Below are 18,675 nucleotides of genomic sequence, written 5' to 3'. Positions count from 1 at the left end.
TCATAACAATGACTACAGAAACTCTTTTCCTGACCCTGATGGCGGAAACCAGTATTCATGCGGGAGCCAGCGAATCCGAAGGAGTCGTTGACCTGCCGGTTCAACGGGAAAAACATAACGACTGGCCTTTTGTCGCCGGTTCCGGCATGAAAGGTGCCATGCGTGCGAAAGCACAGACTATTGAAGGACTGGATATAAAAACCCTGTTTGGACCAGACCCGAAAGACAATAACGGCAGCGACTACGCAGGCAGCCTCCAGGTCACTGATGCCCGGTTACTGCTGCTGCCCGTGCGCTCCCTCACCGGACACTATCGTTGGGTTTGCTGCCCTGCCCTGCTGAAACGGCTGGAAAGAGACCTGCATCGTGCTGGCAGGAATAATGTCGTTTTCAATGATGAAGTTGGAGAAGGTGAGGCTTTGCCGGGTAAATTGCTGGGAAAAACGACCCTGTATCTGGAAGAGTACGCCTTTTCTGTTAAAGACCGCATTTCTGAATCCGGGCTGGCACTGCTGAAGTCCATTTTGCCAGAAGACCATCACAAGGAACTTGAAGAAAAACTGGGGGTTATCAGCGACGACAACTTCCGCCATCTCTGTCGGGCAGCCATTCCCGTGAATGCGCACATAGCCATCGACAGCGATACGAAAACTGTCAGAAACGGTGCGCTCTGGTATGAAGAGTCCCTGGCACCCGACACCATCATGTATACGATGATTGTCGTCCAAAAAAGCCGTAACAGTAAAATGAGCGCCGCTGAAGGAAAAACAGCGGTTACAGAACAGCTGTTCGCAACTCCTTATTTGCAGGTGGGCGGCAATGAAACCACCGGCATGGGATGGTTCAAAGTGAATCAGGTTCAGGAAAACGCATAATATGAGCCTGGAAGTCAAAGCTGTCAATCACCGTCGCAGTGACAAAACACAAAGCAGCAATATGACCGACACACCCCAGACCATGCAGCAAAAGCGAGCCGCTTTTTGTTACCGGAAGGTGAAAGAGATGGCCGGTCATAAGAATCAGGATGCCGCCAAACGCTTTAAGGCTTATGCCAACTCGCTGCCTGCCATGGTGCAAATGAACGGCCTCGGGCAAACACTGGCGTTTGCCAAAAGTAAATGTGACTCCGGGAAACCTGAAGGTATTGCCTGGCAGCACCTCTATGACCTGATCAGTGAATGGCACGGCAGAGAGGAGGGCTGTTACACCGGACAGGATGTGCTTGAAGGTATTATGTCCTCGGATATGCACGTATACCGTCAGGCACAGGCTGAAACCCAGGCTTTGATGGTATGGGTCAAGCAGTTTGCCAGAGCTGAAATCAAAGGGAGTGACTGACCATGTTTGCACTGCCTCTTTATCAGGATGACCATTGCGACAAACCCGATTCGGCGTTTCACAAAGGCTTATGGTTTGAACGGTTTTTCTCTTATCCCGAGAAATGGACGGTGGATTACGCCGAAAAGAATAGCAATAAAAGCCGAAAAGCCGAGTGGATTAACAGCGTCTCCGGTTTATGTGGTGATAGCACAGCAATTGAACGATTTGCTGAGCGACAGGTTCGACTGATCGACCATCTGCAAGGCCAATACCATGTCTATGAACTCGACTGGCATTTTGTCACGGGTATGGGCAACCCTCATCCGGTAGAAAATGGTTTCCTCTGGCACCCGACTCTGGGCACGCCCTACCTGCAAGGTGCTTCCGTTAAAGGTTTACTGCGCAGCTGGATGGAACAGCAAGGCACTGATCCGGAGACCCTGCACCTGTGGTTTGGCAGTGAGTCTAAAGAACCTGCTCATCAAAACGAGGACGATCTGATTAAAAAAAATCAGGCAGGCGCATTGATATTCCACGATGTCATTCCTGTCGACAGGCCAAAGCTCGGGGCGGATATCATGACGCCCCACATGGGTAAGTGGTATGAAAAAGGCGGTTCAGATCACCCTGCTGACAACCCTGAAACCATTCCGGCGGACTGGCATAGTCCGGTGCCGGTGTCCTTTCTGGTGACCCGTGAAGCCCGGTTTCTGTTTGCCATTTCTTCACGCACAGCCGCCATGGCAGAAGTTATGGATACCGTGATGGCCGAGTTGGAAACAGCACTGGAATGGCTCGGGGCGGGCTCCAAAACATCGGTGGGTTATGGAGCCATGCAGCGAAAAGAAACGGCTGAAAAAGACTTTGCCGAGACTTTGACCGAACAACAAAAACAGGAAGAAGAGTCCCGGAAAAAATCCAGCCTGAGCGAAGCAGGACTGGCACTCTACGAATTGGAAAAACAGTTGCAGAAGGATATTGAGCGCAACCACAAAGAAGCGGGCGGAGATTGTAAAAAACAATTAAACAGTATCGTTAAACAGGCTGAAGGAAATCCCTGGGCAAAGGATGAGCTGGAAAGTCTGGTGGAGCTGGCTAAAAAGATCCTCAGCCACCACGGTCCCGGACCTAAAAAAGGCAAGGGAAAAGAGCTTATGGTTAAAATCCGGACTCTGCTGGAGAAAGCCAATTGATGCAAAACCTTCCCGTTGCCCGCTACCGCTTCCGGGTTCGTATGAACAAAGCACTGATCTTACCGGCTTTCTCCGGATCGCTAATGCGCAGTGTATTTGGCAGGGCATTAAAACAGATAGCCTGTGCAGCCCATGGTGAAGCCCCCTGCCCGCCACAGTGCGCCTATAAACGGCTGTTTGATCCGGAACGCCCCGCGAATGGGCGCTTTCCGGAAAACCCGCCGCCTTATGTGATCGAGCCACCACGACAAACCCGGATTGAAGCCGGGCAGCAATTACAGTTTGCCATGGTATTAATGGGTAACGAACTGGATGACTTACCGGTTGTCGTGCAAGCCTGGCAGCAGGCACTGGCGACAGGTTTGGGCAGGCAACGGGTATCAGGCCAGCTGTTGGATGTTACATTAGTAAACAACGATGATCGTATAACTGTATTCTCAACACAGGACTGCCGCTTTCAGCCACACTCGCCCCGGTTAAATTTACTGTCAGGCTCCGGGTTTAAACGGTGCCAGCTGCACTTCCTCACCCCCCTGCGGCTGCAACAGCAAAAACAGTTTCTGAAACCGGAAGCTCTGACACCGGAAGTACTGGCAAAAGCCCTGTTGCGCCGAATCCGTCTGGCGGGTGAATTATATCTGGGACTGGAGCTGCCTGACTGGCATCAGTTCGCCCACTGGTTTGAAGCGGTCACCCTAAAGAGCGACCTGCAATGGCAAACCGTGGAGCGTTATTCCAGCCGACAACAGCAATCCATGAAACTGGGCGGGCTGACCGGCACCATTGAGCTTGAGAATCTCCATCCCCGGCTGGCACCCTGGCTAATGCTTGGGCAATATCTGCACCTTGGCAAGAACAGTTCATTCGGGTTTGGGCAGTACCATCTGACAACCATGCAGGAACAATAATAATGAATACAACAGACTGCGGCACCGTTATGGTGTGTATCGCCACCCAGCAGAATGCCGCCAATATCCTGCCGGTTATGACCGTCAGGCCGGACGTAGTGGTCGTAGCGGTTTCCGGAGAAATGAAAGCCCGGGGAGACGCCCTGAAACAGTGGCTTCAAAAGCACGGCGATTACCGCCCGGAACACATTGTACTGAAGCAAGACCTGCCCAGTCATGGCGTTAACCGGATCACTGATTATGCACTGAACCTGTTGATTGACCTAAAAGACCAATGGAGTGATTATCGCCTGATACTGAACGCCACCGGGGGCAATAAGCTGATGACACTGGCTTTTGTCGATGTATTTCGACAGGAAGGCGTAGAGCAAATCCTCTATGCCGATACTGACCATGATGTGCTGGAAGTGGTTGAACCGGCAAAAACACCTTCTATCCCGATTTCTTCTACTTTTACAATTGCCGGTTACCTTGACGCACAGGACCGTATTGCCCGCCAGCCTGACAGCGATAAAGAGCCCTGGTGCGATAAGGCCAATGAACGCAAAGCCCTGACAAAATGGTTGGTAGAGCACATCCAAGACCTGATGCAGGAACAGGGTGGCGGTATCCTTCCTCAACTCAATAAAGCCGCCGCGAACGCTCTGGACAAAAATGGTGGACTAAAACCCAATGAACATCTTCAGACACTCAATTACGTTGGCTATCACGGCAAACGCATCCTGAAAAAACTGAAGGAAGAAGGTATTTTTGAGTGGTCAGAAGAGCGTCCTGAAACACTCTACTTTTCCAATGCTGAGGCCGCCCGTTATATCAAAGGTCGCTGGCTGGAAGAGTATGTCTGGCATATTGCCCGGGATTCCGATGCTGAGCATGTTGCAGCAGGGCTGGACATTCACGATGGCAAGCATCGCAAGGACGATGTGCGGAATGAACTGGACCTGGTGATCGTGCATAACAACCGCCTGTTGTTGGTGGAATGCAAAACCAGCCAGATGCAAAAGGACAAGCAGAAAGATGCGGATATTATTCATAAACTGGACAGCATTGGTAGCCATGCCGGAGGATTGTTCTGTGAACGAATGCTGGTCAGTGCCGCGCCGATGGACTACGAAAACCAGAAGGGAAGAAAGATAAAAGTGGTCTCCCGGGCTAAAAGCTATGACATTGATGTCTTGCAATACAATGAGATCAAACAGTTCCGCGATATTATCAATCATTGGGTAAATACAGGAGATCTGTCCGGCAGCTGATGCTGTCGATGCGCTCTGGTCAGCCAGCACCCGTGGAGGAAGGAAAAATTAACGTTTTATACGTCTATTTAACTGTACAAAATAACAGTATCTGGCAAGCCCCTTTGCAAGCTATTGATATTGAAGTATTATTTTGGCGGTAGAGTTCCGGAGCTTCCCTGACTTTGAAGGGATTAAGACTAGGGTTACTTGGTTATTCGGCGCATCATCAAAGTTCCGGAGCTTCCCTGACTTTGAAGGGATTAAGACGATAAACTGCTTAGCTGTGTCATTGATGGAGTTCCGGAGCTTCCCTGACTTTGAAGGGATTAAGACAATGCTCAAGGAGCTTAACACACTTTTTTTGAGTTCCGGAGCTTCCCTGACTTTGAAGGGATTAAGACGTATTCATTGAGTCGCTATCCAGCAACTTACGAGTTCCGGAGCTTCCCTGACTTTGAAGGGATTAAGACTTAGGCTGAACATCAGCCACCTGTAGCTTTGCGTTCCGGAGCTTCCCTGACTTTGAAGGGATTAAGACTCACGCATCTTGTTTTCGACACTGCGCTCCAGATGTTCCGGAGCTTCCCTGACTTTGAAGGGATTAAGACTCGCAAGCTGGACACCAAAACGGATCAAACTTGTTCCGGAGCTTCCCTGACTTTGAAGGGATTAAGACTCAGGGGTTGGTCGTATAGTGCAAGGTAATTTGTTCCGGAGCTTCCCTGACTTTGAAGGGATTAAGACAATGGCAAGTCGCTGTCTTCGCAGAGAGGACAGTTCCGGAACTTCCCTGACTTTGAAGAGATTAAGACATTTCACAAAACGTCTTTGAGTCGTAAATATCTGTTCCGGAGCTTCCCTGACTTTGAAGGGATTAAGAAAAAACCTTGCTTTTGTTTTCGGAAAACGACCCTTAACCGATATATAGTATTACTGGTGAAGTAAGTTCATTGCCTGGACTGGGTTATTGCGAAACATAATCAGTAGTGATCTGGCTGGCCCAAGCGGTTTTCTCACCTTCTGCTCCCAACTCTGAACTGTCTTAATGCTCACCCCAATGAGTGCAGCAAACTTCTCCTGAGAGAGGTGCGTTGCTTTTCTGATACTGGCTACATCAATCTCTTCATACTGGAATGTCCGTGAAGGCTTCTTAATGCCTTTATTAATGTCGATTGCTTCCCTTACGCTCTCCACTAATTCATCAAAGTTAAATTCATGGTCACTCATTGCACAACTCCCTCGCTAGTTCTGACAGTACTTTTTTCTCGGCACTGGTTAAGTCTGTTTGCCGGTTTTTGGTATAGGCGTACAACATGTAGAAGGTATCTTCACTGACCTGCCAGTAATAGATGGTGCGAACGCCTCCCCGTTTGCCGGAGCTACCCAGCTTCCAGCGAAACTTCCGTAACCCCCCAGTACCTTTGATAACGCTACCAATGTCAGGCTGGGCGATCATGGTCTCCTGCATGACTCGATAATCATCATCAGACATGAGCTGGGTAATAATTTTGGTAAATACGCTGGTTTCTACAAATTCCATACTATCCTACTTTGTAGTAGTAAATATACCACAAAGTGGTATTTGCTCAAGCTGTGGCACATTGAGAGCATTATGGTAGTAACCAAGTCATACTCAAGCTTGGATATCCCTAAGACCTCACCCAACCTTCAGCCCCCAAAGCCCACTTCAGAGCAGTAAACCCCATCTTCTTTTCCACCTGTTTTGAAAACCGGTACCACAGGGGATACCAGATTCTCTGCCCGTCACGGTTCAGAACACACTCAACCTTTTTCCGCCAGGAAAAATGAGACTTGTTAATAATGTTCCGGATAAACAGATCAACAACAAAAGCCTCCAGTTCCGGTCTGAAACAGTCGGTCAGATCGCAGGCTAAAGAGGCTCGCCCATGGAAGGGAGCATGAAAAACACCGGCATAACAGTCCAGCCCCCGGCTGCAAAGCGACAGAATAGCCTGCTGATACAAGCCAGTGGCACCGAGTGAGAGCAGTGCATTGACAGGGTCAAGAGGGGGACGGCGATTGCGTCCGGTAAATTCAAGGGAAGCTGGCAGTATTAACTGCATTGCCCGGTATACTTGTTTGCCCCCCTGCCCTTCCAGATTCAGCAAAAGACCTTTATCCGGGCTTATCTGATTCAGACTCGTTAATATCGCAGACATTTTTTCTGAGAGCTCTGCCTGATTTATGGACTTGAGCCACAAAGACTGACGGCTGAGTTTGTAACGAACCAAAGCCCTTGCCAGACGAAAAGAGAGTTCTATTGGGTAAATACAGGAGATCTGCCCGACAGCTGATGCTGTCGATGCGCTCTGCCAGCCAGCACCAGTGGAGGAAGGAAAAATTAACGTTTTATACGTCTATTTAACTGTACAAAACAACAGTGTCTGGCAAGCCCCTTTGCAACCTATTGATATTGAAGTATTATTTTTTGCGGTAGAGTTCCGGAGCTTCCCTGACTTTGAAGAGAAGTTCCGGAACCGAAAAACTAGCCCTTACCCGATCTATATTGTGCTGTGTACCAAATGGTCTACAATGACATTGCATCATACAAAACAACACTACATGGTATGCAATAGGTACTTAAAATGAGCAAAAGTGAGGTAGTCAAGGCAAGAATTGAGCCCGATGTAAAAAGACAGGCTGAAGAGGTATTCAGACAGCTAGGACTCAATACCACACAGGCAATCACTTTATTCTATAAGCAGGTAGGGTTGTGTCAGGGAATGCCCTTCGATGTCCGCATACCTAACGATGAGACAATAAAGGCACTTGCTGATTCCAATGCAGGCATAGGCTTAAAAGAGTTCGACACCCTTGAAGATATGTTAAGGGACCTGGATGACGAATAATGTTAAAGCCAGTACAGTCGTCAAAATTCAAAAAAGACTACAAGAAAGTAAAGAAGCAGAACAAAGACATGGATAAGCTGGTTGAGGTATTGAAGTTGCTGATTAACCAGAAATCCTTACCCGCAAAGAATCGTGACCATACTTTAACCGGAAGCCTTAACAAATACAGAGAGTGCCACATAGAACCTGATTGGCTGCTGATGTATAGGATTGATGGTACGAAGATAGTCTTCGAAAGAACCGGATTACATTCTGAATTGTTCAGGTAGCAACATAATCCCTTTCTCAACCACTGCCGGAAGCAACCGGCTGGATATATTAGCATCTTCGTCATAAGCCCTCGCCTTACATCCCCACCCAATCGAGGGTGTCACATAGTGGATATCAGATAATTATCATACTATTATCAGATAATAATATGATTAAGACGAGGTAACACTTATGGCAGCCTTATTAGATTCTGCAGACCAGGCGCTCCCAGTGACAAGACTTGTGCGTGGTTTCAAAGAGTATCTAGATAAAATTTGCAACCGTGAAAACGACAAATATGTTGTGATGCGAAACAACGAGCCTGCCGCCGTATTGTTGAGCGTAGAAAAATTTGAGTCCCTGATGAATGAACTGGAAGACCTGCGCCTTGAAGCTGTAGCCCGCGAGCGGCTTACTGCCTTTGATGGCACCACTATCAGTCATGCTGACATGTTGAAACGATTTGAGGATTGATCAACATGGCTTGGGATACTGAAAGTGACATATTACCTCTACTAAATCGGCAGGCCGACTCTAGTGGGGGCTTCCCACCCAACCTTCAGCCCCCAAAGCCCACTTCAGAGCAGTAACCCCCATCTTCTTTTCCACCTGTTTTGAAAACCGGTACCAGAGGGGGTACCAGATTCTCTGTCCTTCACGATTCAGAACACACTCAACCTTTTTCCGCCAGGAAAAATGAGACTTATTAATAATGTTCCGGATAAACAGGTCAACAACAAACGCCTCCAGTTCCGGTCTGAAACAGTCGGTCAGATCGCAGGCTAAAGAGGCTCGCCCATGGCATGGAGTGTGAAAAACACCGGCATAACAGTCCAGCCCCCGGCTGCAAAGCGACAGAATAGCCTGCTGATACAAACCAGTGGCCCCGAGTGAGAGCAGTGCATTGACAGGGTCGAGAGGGGGACGGCGATTGCGTCCGGTGAATTCAAGGGAAGCTGGCAGTATTAACTGCATTGCCCGGTATACTTGTTTGGCCCCCTGCCCTTCCAGATTCAGCAAAAGACCTTTATCCGGGCTTATCTGATTCAGGCTCGTTAATATCGCAGACATTTTTTCTGAGAGCTCTGCCTGGTTTATGGACTTGAGCCACAAAGACTGACGGGTGAGTTTGTAACGAACCAAAGCCCTTGCCAGACGAAAAGAGAGTTCTTTATTGGCGATACAGCAATACTGTCCCTGTCGTCGGCAGACATTGGCAACGGGTTCAGCTATCACGCTAACGGGAGTAGTGTTGAGACGACTGCTTTGGAAATGCAGGCTGACCCCCTTTGCCACCAGGCAGTGTATCACCGAAGAGTTCAAATCAACGGTGGTTCCGATAACGACTCGTTTCAGCAACTCAAGGGAAAATGTTTGGGATGCATCAGCCTGCCCGACAACCAGCCGCCCCTGATGGATGGTGAGGCAAGCATTTTTATGATTAATGTATAGCGTGTCCATTGTGCTGTGCTATTCCTCTTCATGAGAGTCATTCCAGACAATGACTTTGGGGCTGGCACTGAACTCAATACCCTCTGGCAGCGGTGGGCAACCGCACCACTTGATTGCTGACTGCGCCTGCTGGGGAAATAATCTGACATCATCATGGTCGGGATCAATCAGTGGCTCGATAGCTTCAACCAGATCGTTCAGAACATTCCGTTGAAAACGGCCAAAAAAAACGGATCGCTGCAAAGATAAAGCTTCCTGCCTCATAAGCCGGTGTACCCTGGCCAGTCGCCTGGCATCTTTAATGTCATAACAAATCAACCAGTCCTGTTCAGCCGCCATGGTACTCTACTGCCTCCATTCTATTTATCAGGGTGTTGGCATAAATCCGCAGAAGCCTTTTCCAGCTTCGGGATTCCTGCTCAAACTCCGACTGAAATCGTTGCAGAGCTTCCGGTTTCAAAAAACAACCCTGTCCGGATAACACAAAGTCGTGGGCACGAACCATTCGCTGATTAAACCGCTGCATAACAAACAGTTCCGCCAGCGGCCTGACCGGCTCCATCACATCGCAGGCCAAAGCCTGACGGGAAGGCGTGGACTTATGATAGAAGCCAACAGAAGGGTCAAGCCCTGAGGCTAAGATGACTTCCCATGCCAGCAAATAGACTCTTGTATAAGTCAACGACAACAGTGCATTAACCGGGTCTTTAGCAGGGCGGCGCTGACGTTTCTGAAAGCCAAGACTCGAAGGCACGAGACAACGAAATGCTCTGAACCAGCTATGTTGAGCTCTGCCTTCCAGCCCTCTGAGCTGGTCAATGGTCTGCTGATTATCCAGTGCCTGCCTGCACGTCATAATCTGTTGATAGGCATCAAACAGTGGTTTGCGCAATTCAGGCCGACACTGCATACAACCATTAACAGCCTTGAGCATTCGATTCATTTTTACGTTTATCCAGTAACGCACCAGCTCTGTTCTCTGATGCGTCTGGTTCAGCAATAAAAGCTGCCTCAGCTTGCGTTGTGCAAGGTTTGACCCCGGTGGCGCAATGGTAAAGCTTCTGGAAAGGCGATGGGTATTGATGTAAACCAGTGCAATACCCATCTCCTGGGCAGTGCTGATCAGGCGACTTGGGATACTGACCGAATGGAGCAACACCAGCGTATCGAGCCTGCGTAATGGAATTGTTAGCGGAGGCTGCTGCTCCTTGCGAATCAGCAAAGCCTGAGCCTGACACTCAAGGGATTGCACTCTTTCGTTAATGATAAGATGTGCCATCGTCAGGCCACCAGCAGGAAATCATTAAACAACACCGAATCAGACTGCCCAAGCCGTATAATTTCACGGGAGCGGCTGACCGGAACAAAAAACAGTGAGTCTGATTCACCCAGCAGCGGCGATAATTGCCAGAAAATTTCCAGTTGTTGAGACTCGGTGAGCCAGCATTCAAACACAGACTTCTGCCGACTGTCGCAAATTTTGCGAAGAAGGTACAAAGCCCGCTGACGGGATTTGTTGTCACTGATGTCGTAACAGATAACCCACGGTTTAGCTGACATGCGATGAACTCCTGACTGACTTGTTAGACAGTTTAGTGTTCATGGGTGGAGGTGGGGTGGGTTGGCAAGCTTGTATAAATCTTGGAAGTGTTCGTCGCCCGTCGCCCGTCGCCCGTCGCCCGCTGTCAGCCTAGCCACGGAGTATTAATCCCTTCAAAGTCAGGGAGGTTCCGGAACAGAAATTAACAGGTGGGTGATTACTGTGAGAAGTCTTAATCCCTTCAAAGTCAGGGAGGTTCCGGAACTTAAAAACGTTGAAACTGGGGAAGAGCTAGGCGGTCTTAATCCCTTCAAAGTCAGGGAGGCTCCGGAACTCAGAAAGATGCTGAGGGATTCAATAGTTGACCGTCTTAATCCCTTCAAAGTCAGGGAGGTTCCGGAACACGTAACGCCCTGAAATACGCTGGCAAGGGAATGCGTCTTAATCCCTTCAAAGTCAGGGAGGTTCCGGAACACCAACCAGAGCAGATTGAGCTAGTAGAATCGTCTTAATCCCTTCAAAGTCAGGGAGGTTCCGGAACTCGGTTACGTTCTGGATAGACTCAAGCAGTCCTGTCTTAATCCCTTCAAAGTCAGGGAGGTTCCGGAACGGGGGACATACCGAAGGATGCCAAATTCTCCCAGTCTTAATCCCTTCAAAGTCAGGGAGGTTCCGGAACTTCTTTCAAACAGAAAAGGAGTTCAATTATGAGTCTTAATCCCTTCAAAGTCAGGGAGGTTCCGGAACTTACATTCAAAGATGAATTGAATCCAGACCATCGTCTTAATCCCTTCAAAGTCAGGGAGGTTCCGGAACTTTGACGAAGGTTCTTTGGCCTTTGTCGATCCGTCTTAATCCCTTCAAAGTCAGGGAGGTTCCGGAACAACTGTCACTGCGCCAGCGTCCTGGGACATTGGTCTTAATCCCTTCAAAGTCAGGGAGGTTCCGGAACGGCAGCCGCTGGGGAAACCCATTCCATATTGGGTCTTAATCCCTTCAAAGTCAGGGAGGTTCCGGAACATTGAAGAAGATTATATCGAGGAACACCTTGAGTCTTAATCCCTTCAAAGTCAGGGAGGTTCCGGAACTCGAACATAAATTCCACCAACAGCGTGCCAGGTCTTAATCCCTTCAAAGTCAGGGAGGTTCCGGAACGGTGGAGAGCCAAAATGTGCGAAGTAGTTAACGTCTTAATCCCTTCAAAGTCAGGGAGGTTCCGGAACGTCACCCTCTGAGCTTCGGCTTAGAGGGTTTGTCTTAATCCCTTCAAAGTCAGGGAGGTTCCGGAACATCTCATCGCTTTGGATGGCAAGCGGCTGGGTGTCTTAATCCCTTCAAAGTCAGGGAGGTTCCGGAACTCTACCGCCAAAATAATACTTCAATATCAAGAGGTTGCAAAGGGGCTTGCCAGACACTGTATAAAAAAACAGTTAAATGATGATAATTTCCGTCTATTTTTGTCCTGTCACTCATCTCTGTCTCCGGGTTCTGCCAGGCTTTCTGTACCGGGTTTTCTTCCGGAAATAACGTGCAGCTCCTCCAGTCTCGGGTTCATTTCTTCAAGCATTTCTGCACTGATTTCTCTGCCACGCATATTGTGGGGAACATCCAGACTGAAGTGAATTAAACGCACGCCCTGTTCATTAATATCTCTGGCAATATGTAAAGGCAGGGTACCCACCACCAGGTCTCCCTGCTGCAACACGCCCGGCTTCAGGTGATCAATGACCTCTGCCTGTTCGAAGCCCTGTCGTTTAATCCAGTCAACACTGGCCGGATGGCGACTGACAATAAATACTCGCCGGGCTTTTTGTTCTGTCATGTTACCACCTCTTGTTTATGGAGTATCCGGTCAAAACCGGGCAAATTTTCTCATGGCACCCGCAATCGAACTGTCCAGCGAAGCATCACTGGTGATTTGAGCCAGATAGCGGTACTCACGAGCCGATGATCCCACCTGCCAGACCCGTTGCCTGATAATCTCTTTAAGTTCCTGCCAGTTGTTTTTTGAACCCCTGAGCCTTGCGGCACTGGCAATCAGTCTGAGTATCACCGGGTAGAAACCACCACCTCCAGCATGGTCTCCTATTTTATCCAGCCACTCCCGACCTCTTGGTGTGTCGGTAAAACAGACATTACTGTAATCCAGTCCTTTACCGCCATAGCTCTGGGATGGCCGGGGCTTATTAACAGAAACTCTGGAGACAGAGCGTATTATGTCCGTCGGCAACGTGTTTTTTTTCCGACAGCACTAAACCGCTGCGTCTGATCAGGGGATCGCTTGCCCCCAAAAACAGAGGTGGTGCCGTATAGATAAGCTGTGCCGGACTGTACAAGGCCGGATCAAGGCGGCAATCGGTCTTTCGGGTTTCTGCCCACCGTTTGATAGTCTGTAAAGACACTTCTGAATCAAGCACAAAAAACAAACGGGCATAAAGGTGATCAGCATAAGGTTGCTGGCTGGATGTCAGCTGGCAGTAACAGCTGGTCTGCGCAAAAGGTGACCCGAGTTTTTCCAGAGCCTGATTAATAGCCAACCGGGGTTCACGGTTCATGTCTACAGGCCGGATCGGTAAGCCGTCAATATCCAGTATGAGCAGAGACTGCATCCGGTCTCCAAGGGTGGCCGGATGATTATCTCTGCCGTGGTACAAGCGTCTCACCATCTGATTCATGGGTAAAGAGTCCAGCGGCTGACCATGAACCAACGCAAATTGCGGTTTGGTACTTAGCTTGTCAATAAAGCTGGCGACTTCATGAATATTACGGATTTCACAGGAAATATGACGTTTGAAGAAGTTCACTTTTGGATACGCCGCCACCGTTTCAAATCCACGCTCAACAAGGCGGATTTCTTTTCGCAGCGGACGACGGGATTCGAGCATAACAAAATATCGCATGCCTCTAACATTAGAGGCGGGATTGGTATTTTAGAGAATTGGCAAGCTGGTGACCATTTCAGTTCATGGATATATGAACACCGAGCTGGTTTTTCACATGACTACGTTCAGGTGCTTATGGGGCATTCAAGCGGCAAGATGACGACCGATTATCAGGAAGGACACGAGATAAAATACGAAGAGGTAGAGGCTGGATTAACACTGTCAGGATTGGATATCTGAAATAATTTTCCGATTATTTTCCGATTATTTTCCGACCTAAACGACAAAAGCCCGCTAAGAGCGAGCTTTTTTCTATATAACTCAAAGAGTTATTGGTAGGCGATACCAGATTCGAACTGGTGACCTCCACGATGTCAACGTGGCGCTCTAACCAACTGAGCTAACCGCCTGAAGTTGGGTGTATATTATCAACAGGAATGAAAATAGCAACCCCTGAGTACTGGAAAATGTTGATTCATTGCTTTTATTTCAATGCCTTATCCCGCAGATGGCTGATCTGGTCCCTTACGGAAGCGGCTTCTTCAAATTCCAGATTACGGGCATGTTCCATCATCTGGCTTTCCAACTCGCTGATCTTTTTCGTCATGGCTTCCGGTGTAAGAGCCACCTCATAAACCGCCTCAGGCTCTGCCACCTTACGGGTTCTGGCTCCCCTCTTCTTACCCGGTGTCACTGCCCCTTCAAGAATATCTGCCACCGATTTCTGCACGGACTTTGGCACAATGCCATGTTGCTCATTATGAGCCATCTGTTTCGTACGACGACGTTCAGTTTCCTTAATCGCCCGGTCCATCGAACCTGTCACCTTGTCGGCGTAAAGAATGGCTCGCCCGTTCACATTTCGTGCCGCCCGCCCAATGGTCTGGATCAAAGAGCGATCAGAGCGCAGGAAACCTTCTTTATCAGCATCCAGTATCGTCACCAGCGACACTTCCGGCATATCCAGACCTTCCCGCAACAGGTTAATGCCCACCAGCACATCAAATGCGCCAATACGCAGATCCCGGATAATCTCGACCCGCTCAACCGTATCAATGTCTGAGTGCAGATAACGCACCCGAACCCCGTGTTCACCCAGGTATTCGGTCAGGTCTTCCGCCATACGTTTTGTCAGCGTGGTCACCAGAACCCGCTCGCCTTTATCAACGGTAAGGTTAATCTCAGACAGCAGATCATCCACCTGGGTGGTTGCCGGACGAACCTCTATGACCGGGTCAACCAGACCCGTTGGCCGAACTACCTGATCAACAATCTGATCCTGATGCTCTTCTTCATACTTGCCGGGTGTCGCTGATACAAAAACAGTCTGTGGTCGTCTGTCTTCCCACTCTTCAAACCTTAGTGGCCGGTTGTCCAGGGCCGATGGCAGACGGAAGCCAAATTCCACCAGGGTCTCTTTGCGGGAACGATCGCCTTTGTACATCGCCCCGATCTGCGGAACCGTGACATGGGATTCATCAATCACCAGCAAAGCGTTATCTGGAATGTAGTCAAACAGAGTCGGTGGTGGTGTCCCGGGTGGTGTTTTAGTCAGGTGTCGTGAGTAGTTTTCTATGCCGGTGCAGTAACCCAGCTCCAGCATCATCTCAACATCATAGCGGGTTCGCTGCTCCAGTCTCTGCGCTTCAACCAGCTTGTTATTGTCGCGTAATACCTGAAGACGTTCTTTCATCTCCGCCTTAATCGCATCCGTAGCATCAATAATGGTCTGCCTGGGTGTCACATAGTGGGTTTTCGGATAGATGGTGACTCTGGGCAGTTTCTGCAGTACTTCCCCCGTCAATGGATCAAACAGACTGATCGCTTCCAGTTCATCATCAAACAGCTCCAGTCGAACCGCTTCCTTTTCCGATTCCGCTGGAAAAATATCAATCACATCACCACGCACCCGGTATGTGGCGCGTCTCAGTTCTGTATCGTTACGGGTATATTGCAGCTCCGCCAGATTACGCAACACTTGTCGCTGATCAATCTGATCGCCACGATCCAGATGCATCATCATTTTTTTGTACGACTGCGGATCACCCAAACCGTAAATCGCTGATACCGTCGCCACAATGATCGCATCTTCGCGTTCCATCAACGCTTTGGTGGCTGACAGGCGCATCTGTTCGATGTGTTCATTCACCGATGCATCTTTCTCAATAAAGGTATCGGAGCTGGGTACATAGGCTTCCGGCTGGTAGTAATCGTAGTAGGAAACAAAATACTCAACGGCGTTGTCCGGAAAGAACTCTTTGAACTCGCCATACAGCTGCGCAGCCAGTGTCTTGTTATGAGCCATAATGATGGTGGGTCTCTGGATCTTCTCGATCACGTTCGCCACGGTAAAGGTTTTGCCCGACCCGGTTACTCCCAGCAAAGTCTGGCACGCCAGTCCTGACTGAACCCCTGCCACCAGCTTTTCTATCGCCTCAGGCTGGTCACCCGCCGGTTTGAACCCGGCTGAAACTTTAAATTCTTTTCCCATATAAACCCGACACTATCCAATTCCAGACACATAAATGCTCCGGGCTTTTGCCCATGCCAGCCTTTTTTCGATTGATAAAACAGGCAAACCGAAAAAATGCCGGGGAAATACTGCCCGCATCAAACCGCAAGTAGTTGGTGGTTTCTACTTTAACATATCCACGCAGGCTGTCGGACTTAAACACTCAATCAGGTTAGAACACCTAATTAGAAATCACATTGGTCCTGCACTTCGGGCAATTCAGCTTCTGAGACTTCGAGCTGCATTATAAACGATTCAATCCCCTCGACTTGGTCCTCCACTCTGAGCAAGTCATTTTCCAAGGCTTGTCTGACTTGTTGCATCTGTTCATAAAGAGCCTTGTAGTGTTGATATAAAAAGAAATGCGACTGACCCCGTGTCTCGCTCTGATCATCAATGCCTTCTTCACTTGATCTAACGCTGTATGGGTATGGAATCTGATATTGCTCACGCCATTCATTTATTTTTTGACTTAACACGGCATTTTCAGCGTCCTGCGCAATCATCTGAGCATTCAACCGTATTGCTTCCTGTAAAAACCAGAGATCGTTCTGTTCCAAAAAAACAATTTTATTGCCCCGTTCCACGGGAACCATTGCACCGCTCTGACTGTTCTGACTGTTCTGATTTCTCTTTCTTTCGTGAAGATCTCCGGCAGAACTCAAACGCCTTCTCTTCAGGGTGCTTGCCATATTTCTGGGATCTTCGGTATCTGGAACCTGGCTGCTTTGACAACCTGACAGAGATTCCTTCATTGGATTATGATAGCCAGGATCATCTCTGTCCCTGTCTCTGCCTCTGCCCCTGTCCCCACCTCCACCTCCACCTCCGCCCCTGCTAACCCGAATATTTCATAAATGAGCAACAAGTTCCGGAAAAAACATCCCATTCTGATTTTTTCGGAGGTCTGTTGCTCTACTGTCCATGAAAAAGGTATTACAACCCGAACTCACCATTAATTCGGATGTTTTTTGATCAGCACCTGCTTTTTCAGGACAACAGAATTCCCCAACACTCTTTCTGTTGGTCGCTATTTTATTCTGATTGAGTTTATGAAGCTGACTATCCCGGTCGAGGCAGCGGCATTGAATAAAAGACTTCGGTTATATGCTGCAAAAGCCCTTTTATTGGACAGCTGCGGGGCAAGTGAAGTTTGATTCGGTCTTTATACTCAACCACTTTAACCGCGACCTTACAAAGTTTTGTGATCACGGTTGATGGCTGTGCCTTTTCCAGCTCCGTACCTTTCAGTGCCTTGGTTCTCAGCTCATAGTGAAGAACATAAGCAGCGCAGGCGTAAAACATTCTCAGGTGATTTGCCAGAAAGCCTTGATCTGACAAGCGATCACCGGACAAATCACTTTTCAGATGCTTAATGAAGTTCTCATCCTGCCCTCTGGGACAATAAAGGTCTTCATATATTTCCTCGGGGGAAGCCTCCATCATCGAAGTCACAATAAAGCGGGGATTGTCGCCTTTCTGGTTGACCTCTGCCTTATAGATTATCCGGGTGTCCAGCCCTTTCCAGCTTTTTGCCTGATAGTCCGTTTCTCCGTAGAGCCTGAGTCGCTCAGGCTCTGGCATGTTGTTCAGTTTTGCCAGCCCGGTTTTAACGTCGAGAGCTTTCCGCGCTTCATCCAGCAACTCTTTGGCTTTAGGTCGCAAGGCCGTCTTGTGTCCTGCGCCTTTTCCCAGCACGTAGTCGGAGTGAGGGTCATCCTGAACAACCTGCATTAACTCTGGTTGGGCAAAGTGGCTATCCCCACGAACCAGTAAATGGGTTTTCGGCCATCTTGTACGGATCAGCTTAATGAGGCGCTGGAGAATAGCTGCATTCTCTCGGCCTGTGGGTGTTTTTCCAGGACGCAGGATCGAAGTGATCAGCTTGCCGCTGAGCCCCTCAAAGATCATTAAGGGCAAGTAACAGTAGTCTTGATATTTGGCGTTGAACAGGTTCATCTGCTGGCCGCCATGGGTGATAGCAGGCGTATGATCCAGGTCGATAATGATGGCTAATGGCGGGTATTCATAACTGCTGATGAAGTGATCAGCCAGTGCTTTGGTCATATTATAAATATCCCGTTTGGTCATGGACTGACCAAGCCTTGTATACGTTGGAGCGGAAGCCAGATGGTTATCATCGTCCAGTGGGTTTCTTCCATTGGCAAGCTTAAAGATTGGGTCTTTACGCAGATGGTTGCTGTCGTTTGCATCTTCATAACCACAGGCCATTTGCAGAACTCTTTGGGCAATGAGTTCTTGCAGGGTGTGGTCGATGTAGGATTGATGACGTTTATCGTCAATGCCGTCAGTCAGCCTGGATATGATACCGCTGTGAAGCATTGTTTCACGTAGCATCAGGGCGCCAAAATCAGAGGATAATTCTCCGCCATTGAAGTCTGCCCGGATAGTTTTTCCGTTGGAGGGGTGAAAACGAAGCTGTTCTTGTGTAAATTTGTTCATGGCAAGTTCCGGTTTGCTTCTTCCGAAGCATTTTTTTGGTCGACCCAATTA

Annotated in this window: 21 protein-coding genes, 1 tRNA gene and 2 CRISPR repeat arrays; of the genes, 8 read left to right on the top strand and 14 right to left on the bottom strand. The window is 48.8% G+C overall.

Features of this window, described 5'->3' with window-relative positions; genetic code table 11:
• Positions 1 to 8 precede the first annotated feature (8 nt).
• Genes cmr4 through NX722_RS06395 form a run of 5 tightly spaced genes read left to right on the top strand, consistent with a single transcriptional unit; the run spans position 9 to position 4,674 of the window.
• Positions 9 to 875, top strand: coding sequence for a type III-B CRISPR module RAMP protein Cmr4 (gene cmr4, locus NX722_RS06415; protein ID WP_262567259.1), 867 nt, complete (start codon positions 9 to 11; stop codon positions 873 to 875).
• Position 876: 1 nt separating this feature from the next.
• Positions 877 to 1,338: a type III-B CRISPR module-associated protein Cmr5 gene (cmr5, locus tag NX722_RS06410; RefSeq protein ID WP_262567258.1), complete on the top strand. Its 462-nt coding sequence runs from the start codon at positions 877 to 879 to the stop codon at positions 1,336 to 1,338.
• Between the two features lie 2 nt (positions 1,339 to 1,340).
• Positions 1,341 to 2,513, top strand: a complete 1,173-nt coding sequence (gene cmr6, locus NX722_RS06405; RefSeq protein WP_262567257.1) for a type III-B CRISPR module RAMP protein Cmr6 — start codon at positions 1,341 to 1,343, stop codon at positions 2,511 to 2,513.
• The gene (gene cas6, locus NX722_RS06400) at positions 2,513 to 3,421 is read left to right on the top strand and encodes a CRISPR system precrRNA processing endoribonuclease RAMP protein Cas6 (protein ID WP_262567256.1); all 909 of its coding nucleotides are present in this window, start codon (positions 2,513 to 2,515) and stop codon (positions 3,419 to 3,421) included. Before cmr6 ends, cas6 begins: the two co-directional genes overlap by 1 nt.
• A gap of 2 nt (positions 3,422 to 3,423) precedes the next feature.
• Positions 3,424 to 4,674 (top strand): Card1-like endonuclease domain-containing protein, encoded by a 1,251-nt coding sequence (locus NX722_RS06395; protein WP_262567255.1) that lies wholly within the window; start codon positions 3,424 to 3,426, stop codon positions 4,672 to 4,674.
• A gap of 143 nt (positions 4,675 to 4,817) precedes the next feature.
• Positions 4,818 to 5,537: direct repeats of the CRISPR family, unit length 37 nt; unit sequence AGTTCCGGAGCTTCCCTGACTTTGAAGGGATTAAGAC.
• 49 nt (positions 5,538 to 5,586) lie between these two features.
• On the opposite strand, the gene nadS is transcribed toward NX722_RS06395, so the two are convergent.
• The 3 genes from nadS to cas1 (NX722_RS06380) form a co-directional block, all read right to left on the bottom strand.
• Positions 5,587 to 5,883 carry a NadS family protein gene (gene nadS, locus NX722_RS06390; protein WP_262567254.1) on the bottom strand — a complete coding sequence of 99 codons (297 nt, stop codon included), beginning with the start codon at positions 5,881 to 5,883 and terminating at the stop codon, positions 5,587 to 5,589.
• Positions 5,876 to 6,196: a type II toxin-antitoxin system RelE/ParE family toxin gene (locus tag NX722_RS06385; protein ID WP_262567253.1), complete on the bottom strand. Its 321-nt coding sequence runs from the start codon at positions 6,194 to 6,196 to the stop codon at positions 5,876 to 5,878. The genes nadS and NX722_RS06385 overlap by 8 nt, the downstream gene beginning before the upstream one ends.
• Before the next feature lie 109 nt (positions 6,197 to 6,305).
• Positions 6,306 to 7,019, bottom strand: a complete 714-nt coding sequence (gene cas1 / locus NX722_RS06380; RefSeq protein WP_262568622.1) for a CRISPR-associated endonuclease Cas1 — start codon at positions 7,017 to 7,019, stop codon at positions 6,306 to 6,308.
• A gap of 243 nt (positions 7,020 to 7,262) precedes the next feature.
• Between cas1 (NX722_RS06380) and NX722_RS06375 the strand changes: the two genes are divergently transcribed.
• From NX722_RS06375 to NX722_RS06365, 3 genes are all read left to right on the top strand, one after another.
• The gene (locus NX722_RS06375) at positions 7,263 to 7,526 is read left to right on the top strand and encodes a type II toxin-antitoxin system RelB/DinJ family antitoxin (RefSeq protein ID WP_262567252.1); all 264 of its coding nucleotides are present in this window, start codon (positions 7,263 to 7,265) and stop codon (positions 7,524 to 7,526) included.
• Positions 7,526 to 7,795 carry a type II toxin-antitoxin system YafQ family toxin gene (locus NX722_RS06370; protein WP_262567251.1) on the top strand — a complete coding sequence of 90 codons (270 nt, stop codon included), beginning with the start codon at positions 7,526 to 7,528 and terminating at the stop codon, positions 7,793 to 7,795. The genes NX722_RS06375 and NX722_RS06370 overlap by 1 nt, the downstream gene beginning before the upstream one ends.
• A gap of 172 nt (positions 7,796 to 7,967) precedes the next feature.
• The gene (locus tag NX722_RS06365) at positions 7,968 to 8,249 is read left to right on the top strand and encodes a type II toxin-antitoxin system Phd/YefM family antitoxin (RefSeq protein WP_262567250.1); all 282 of its coding nucleotides are present in this window, start codon (positions 7,968 to 7,970) and stop codon (positions 8,247 to 8,249) included.
• A gap of 60 nt (positions 8,250 to 8,309) precedes the next feature.
• Here NX722_RS06365 and cas1 (NX722_RS06360) read toward each other — a convergent pair whose 3' ends face one another.
• From cas1 (NX722_RS06360) to NX722_RS06310, 11 genes are all read right to left on the bottom strand, one after another.
• Positions 8,310 to 9,236: a CRISPR-associated endonuclease Cas1 gene (gene cas1, locus NX722_RS06360; protein WP_262567249.1), complete on the bottom strand. Its 927-nt coding sequence runs from the start codon at positions 9,234 to 9,236 to the stop codon at positions 8,310 to 8,312.
• Positions 9,237 to 9,245: 9 nt separating this feature from the next.
• A complete protein-coding gene (gene cas2 / locus NX722_RS06355; RefSeq protein ID WP_262567248.1) occupies positions 9,246 to 9,566 on the bottom strand; it encodes a CRISPR-associated endonuclease Cas2 in 321 nt (106 codons plus the stop codon).
• Positions 9,556 to 10,506 carry a CRISPR-associated endonuclease Cas1 gene (gene cas1 / locus NX722_RS06350; RefSeq protein ID WP_262567247.1) on the bottom strand — a complete coding sequence of 317 codons (951 nt, stop codon included), beginning with the start codon at positions 10,504 to 10,506 and terminating at the stop codon, positions 9,556 to 9,558. Before cas1 (NX722_RS06350) ends, cas2 (NX722_RS06355) begins: the two co-directional genes overlap by 11 nt.
• Before the next feature lie 2 nt (positions 10,507 to 10,508).
• Positions 10,509 to 10,787, bottom strand: coding sequence for a CRISPR-associated endonuclease Cas2 (gene cas2, locus NX722_RS06345; RefSeq protein WP_262567246.1), 279 nt, complete (start codon positions 10,785 to 10,787; stop codon positions 10,509 to 10,511).
• Positions 10,788 to 10,928: 141 nt separating this feature from the next.
• Positions 10,929 to 12,125: direct repeats of the CRISPR family, unit length 36 nt; unit sequence GTCTTAATCCCTTCAAAGTCAGGGAGGTTCCGGAAC.
• Positions 12,126 to 12,232: 107 nt separating this feature from the next.
• Positions 12,233 to 12,589: a CRISPR-associated protein Csx16 gene (gene csx16 / locus NX722_RS06340; protein ID WP_262567245.1), complete on the bottom strand. Its 357-nt coding sequence runs from the start codon at positions 12,587 to 12,589 to the stop codon at positions 12,233 to 12,235.
• Positions 12,590 to 12,619: 30 nt separating this feature from the next.
• Entirely contained in the window at positions 12,620 to 12,997 is a 378-nt protein-coding gene (locus tag NX722_RS06335; RefSeq protein WP_262567244.1) for a hypothetical protein, read from the bottom strand.
• Positions 12,954 to 13,667, bottom strand: coding sequence for a hypothetical protein (locus NX722_RS06330; protein WP_262567243.1), 714 nt, complete (start codon positions 13,665 to 13,667; stop codon positions 12,954 to 12,956). The genes NX722_RS06335 and NX722_RS06330 overlap by 44 nt, the downstream gene beginning before the upstream one ends.
• A gap of 315 nt (positions 13,668 to 13,982) precedes the next feature.
• Positions 13,983 to 14,059 (bottom strand) — tRNA-Val (locus NX722_RS06325).
• A gap of 74 nt (positions 14,060 to 14,133) precedes the next feature.
• Positions 14,134 to 16,140 carry an excinuclease ABC subunit UvrB gene (uvrB, locus tag NX722_RS06320; RefSeq protein ID WP_262567242.1) on the bottom strand — a complete coding sequence of 669 codons (2,007 nt, stop codon included), beginning with the start codon at positions 16,138 to 16,140 and terminating at the stop codon, positions 14,134 to 14,136.
• A 206-nt stretch (positions 16,141 to 16,346) separates the two neighbouring features.
• Entirely contained in the window at positions 16,347 to 16,916 is a 570-nt protein-coding gene (locus NX722_RS06315; RefSeq protein ID WP_262567241.1) for a hypothetical protein, read from the bottom strand.
• Positions 16,917 to 17,223: 307 nt separating this feature from the next.
• Entirely contained in the window at positions 17,224 to 18,624 is a 1,401-nt protein-coding gene (locus tag NX722_RS06310) for an IS1380 family transposase (RefSeq protein WP_262563762.1), read from the bottom strand.
• Positions 18,625 to 18,675 lie beyond the last annotated feature (51 nt).

The organism is Endozoicomonas gorgoniicola (assembly GCF_025562715.2).
In the GTDB taxonomy this organism is placed as follows: domain Bacteria; phylum Pseudomonadota; class Gammaproteobacteria; order Pseudomonadales; family Endozoicomonadaceae; genus Endozoicomonas_A; species Endozoicomonas_A gorgoniicola.
This window is presented reverse-complemented; position numbering and strand designations above follow the sequence as displayed.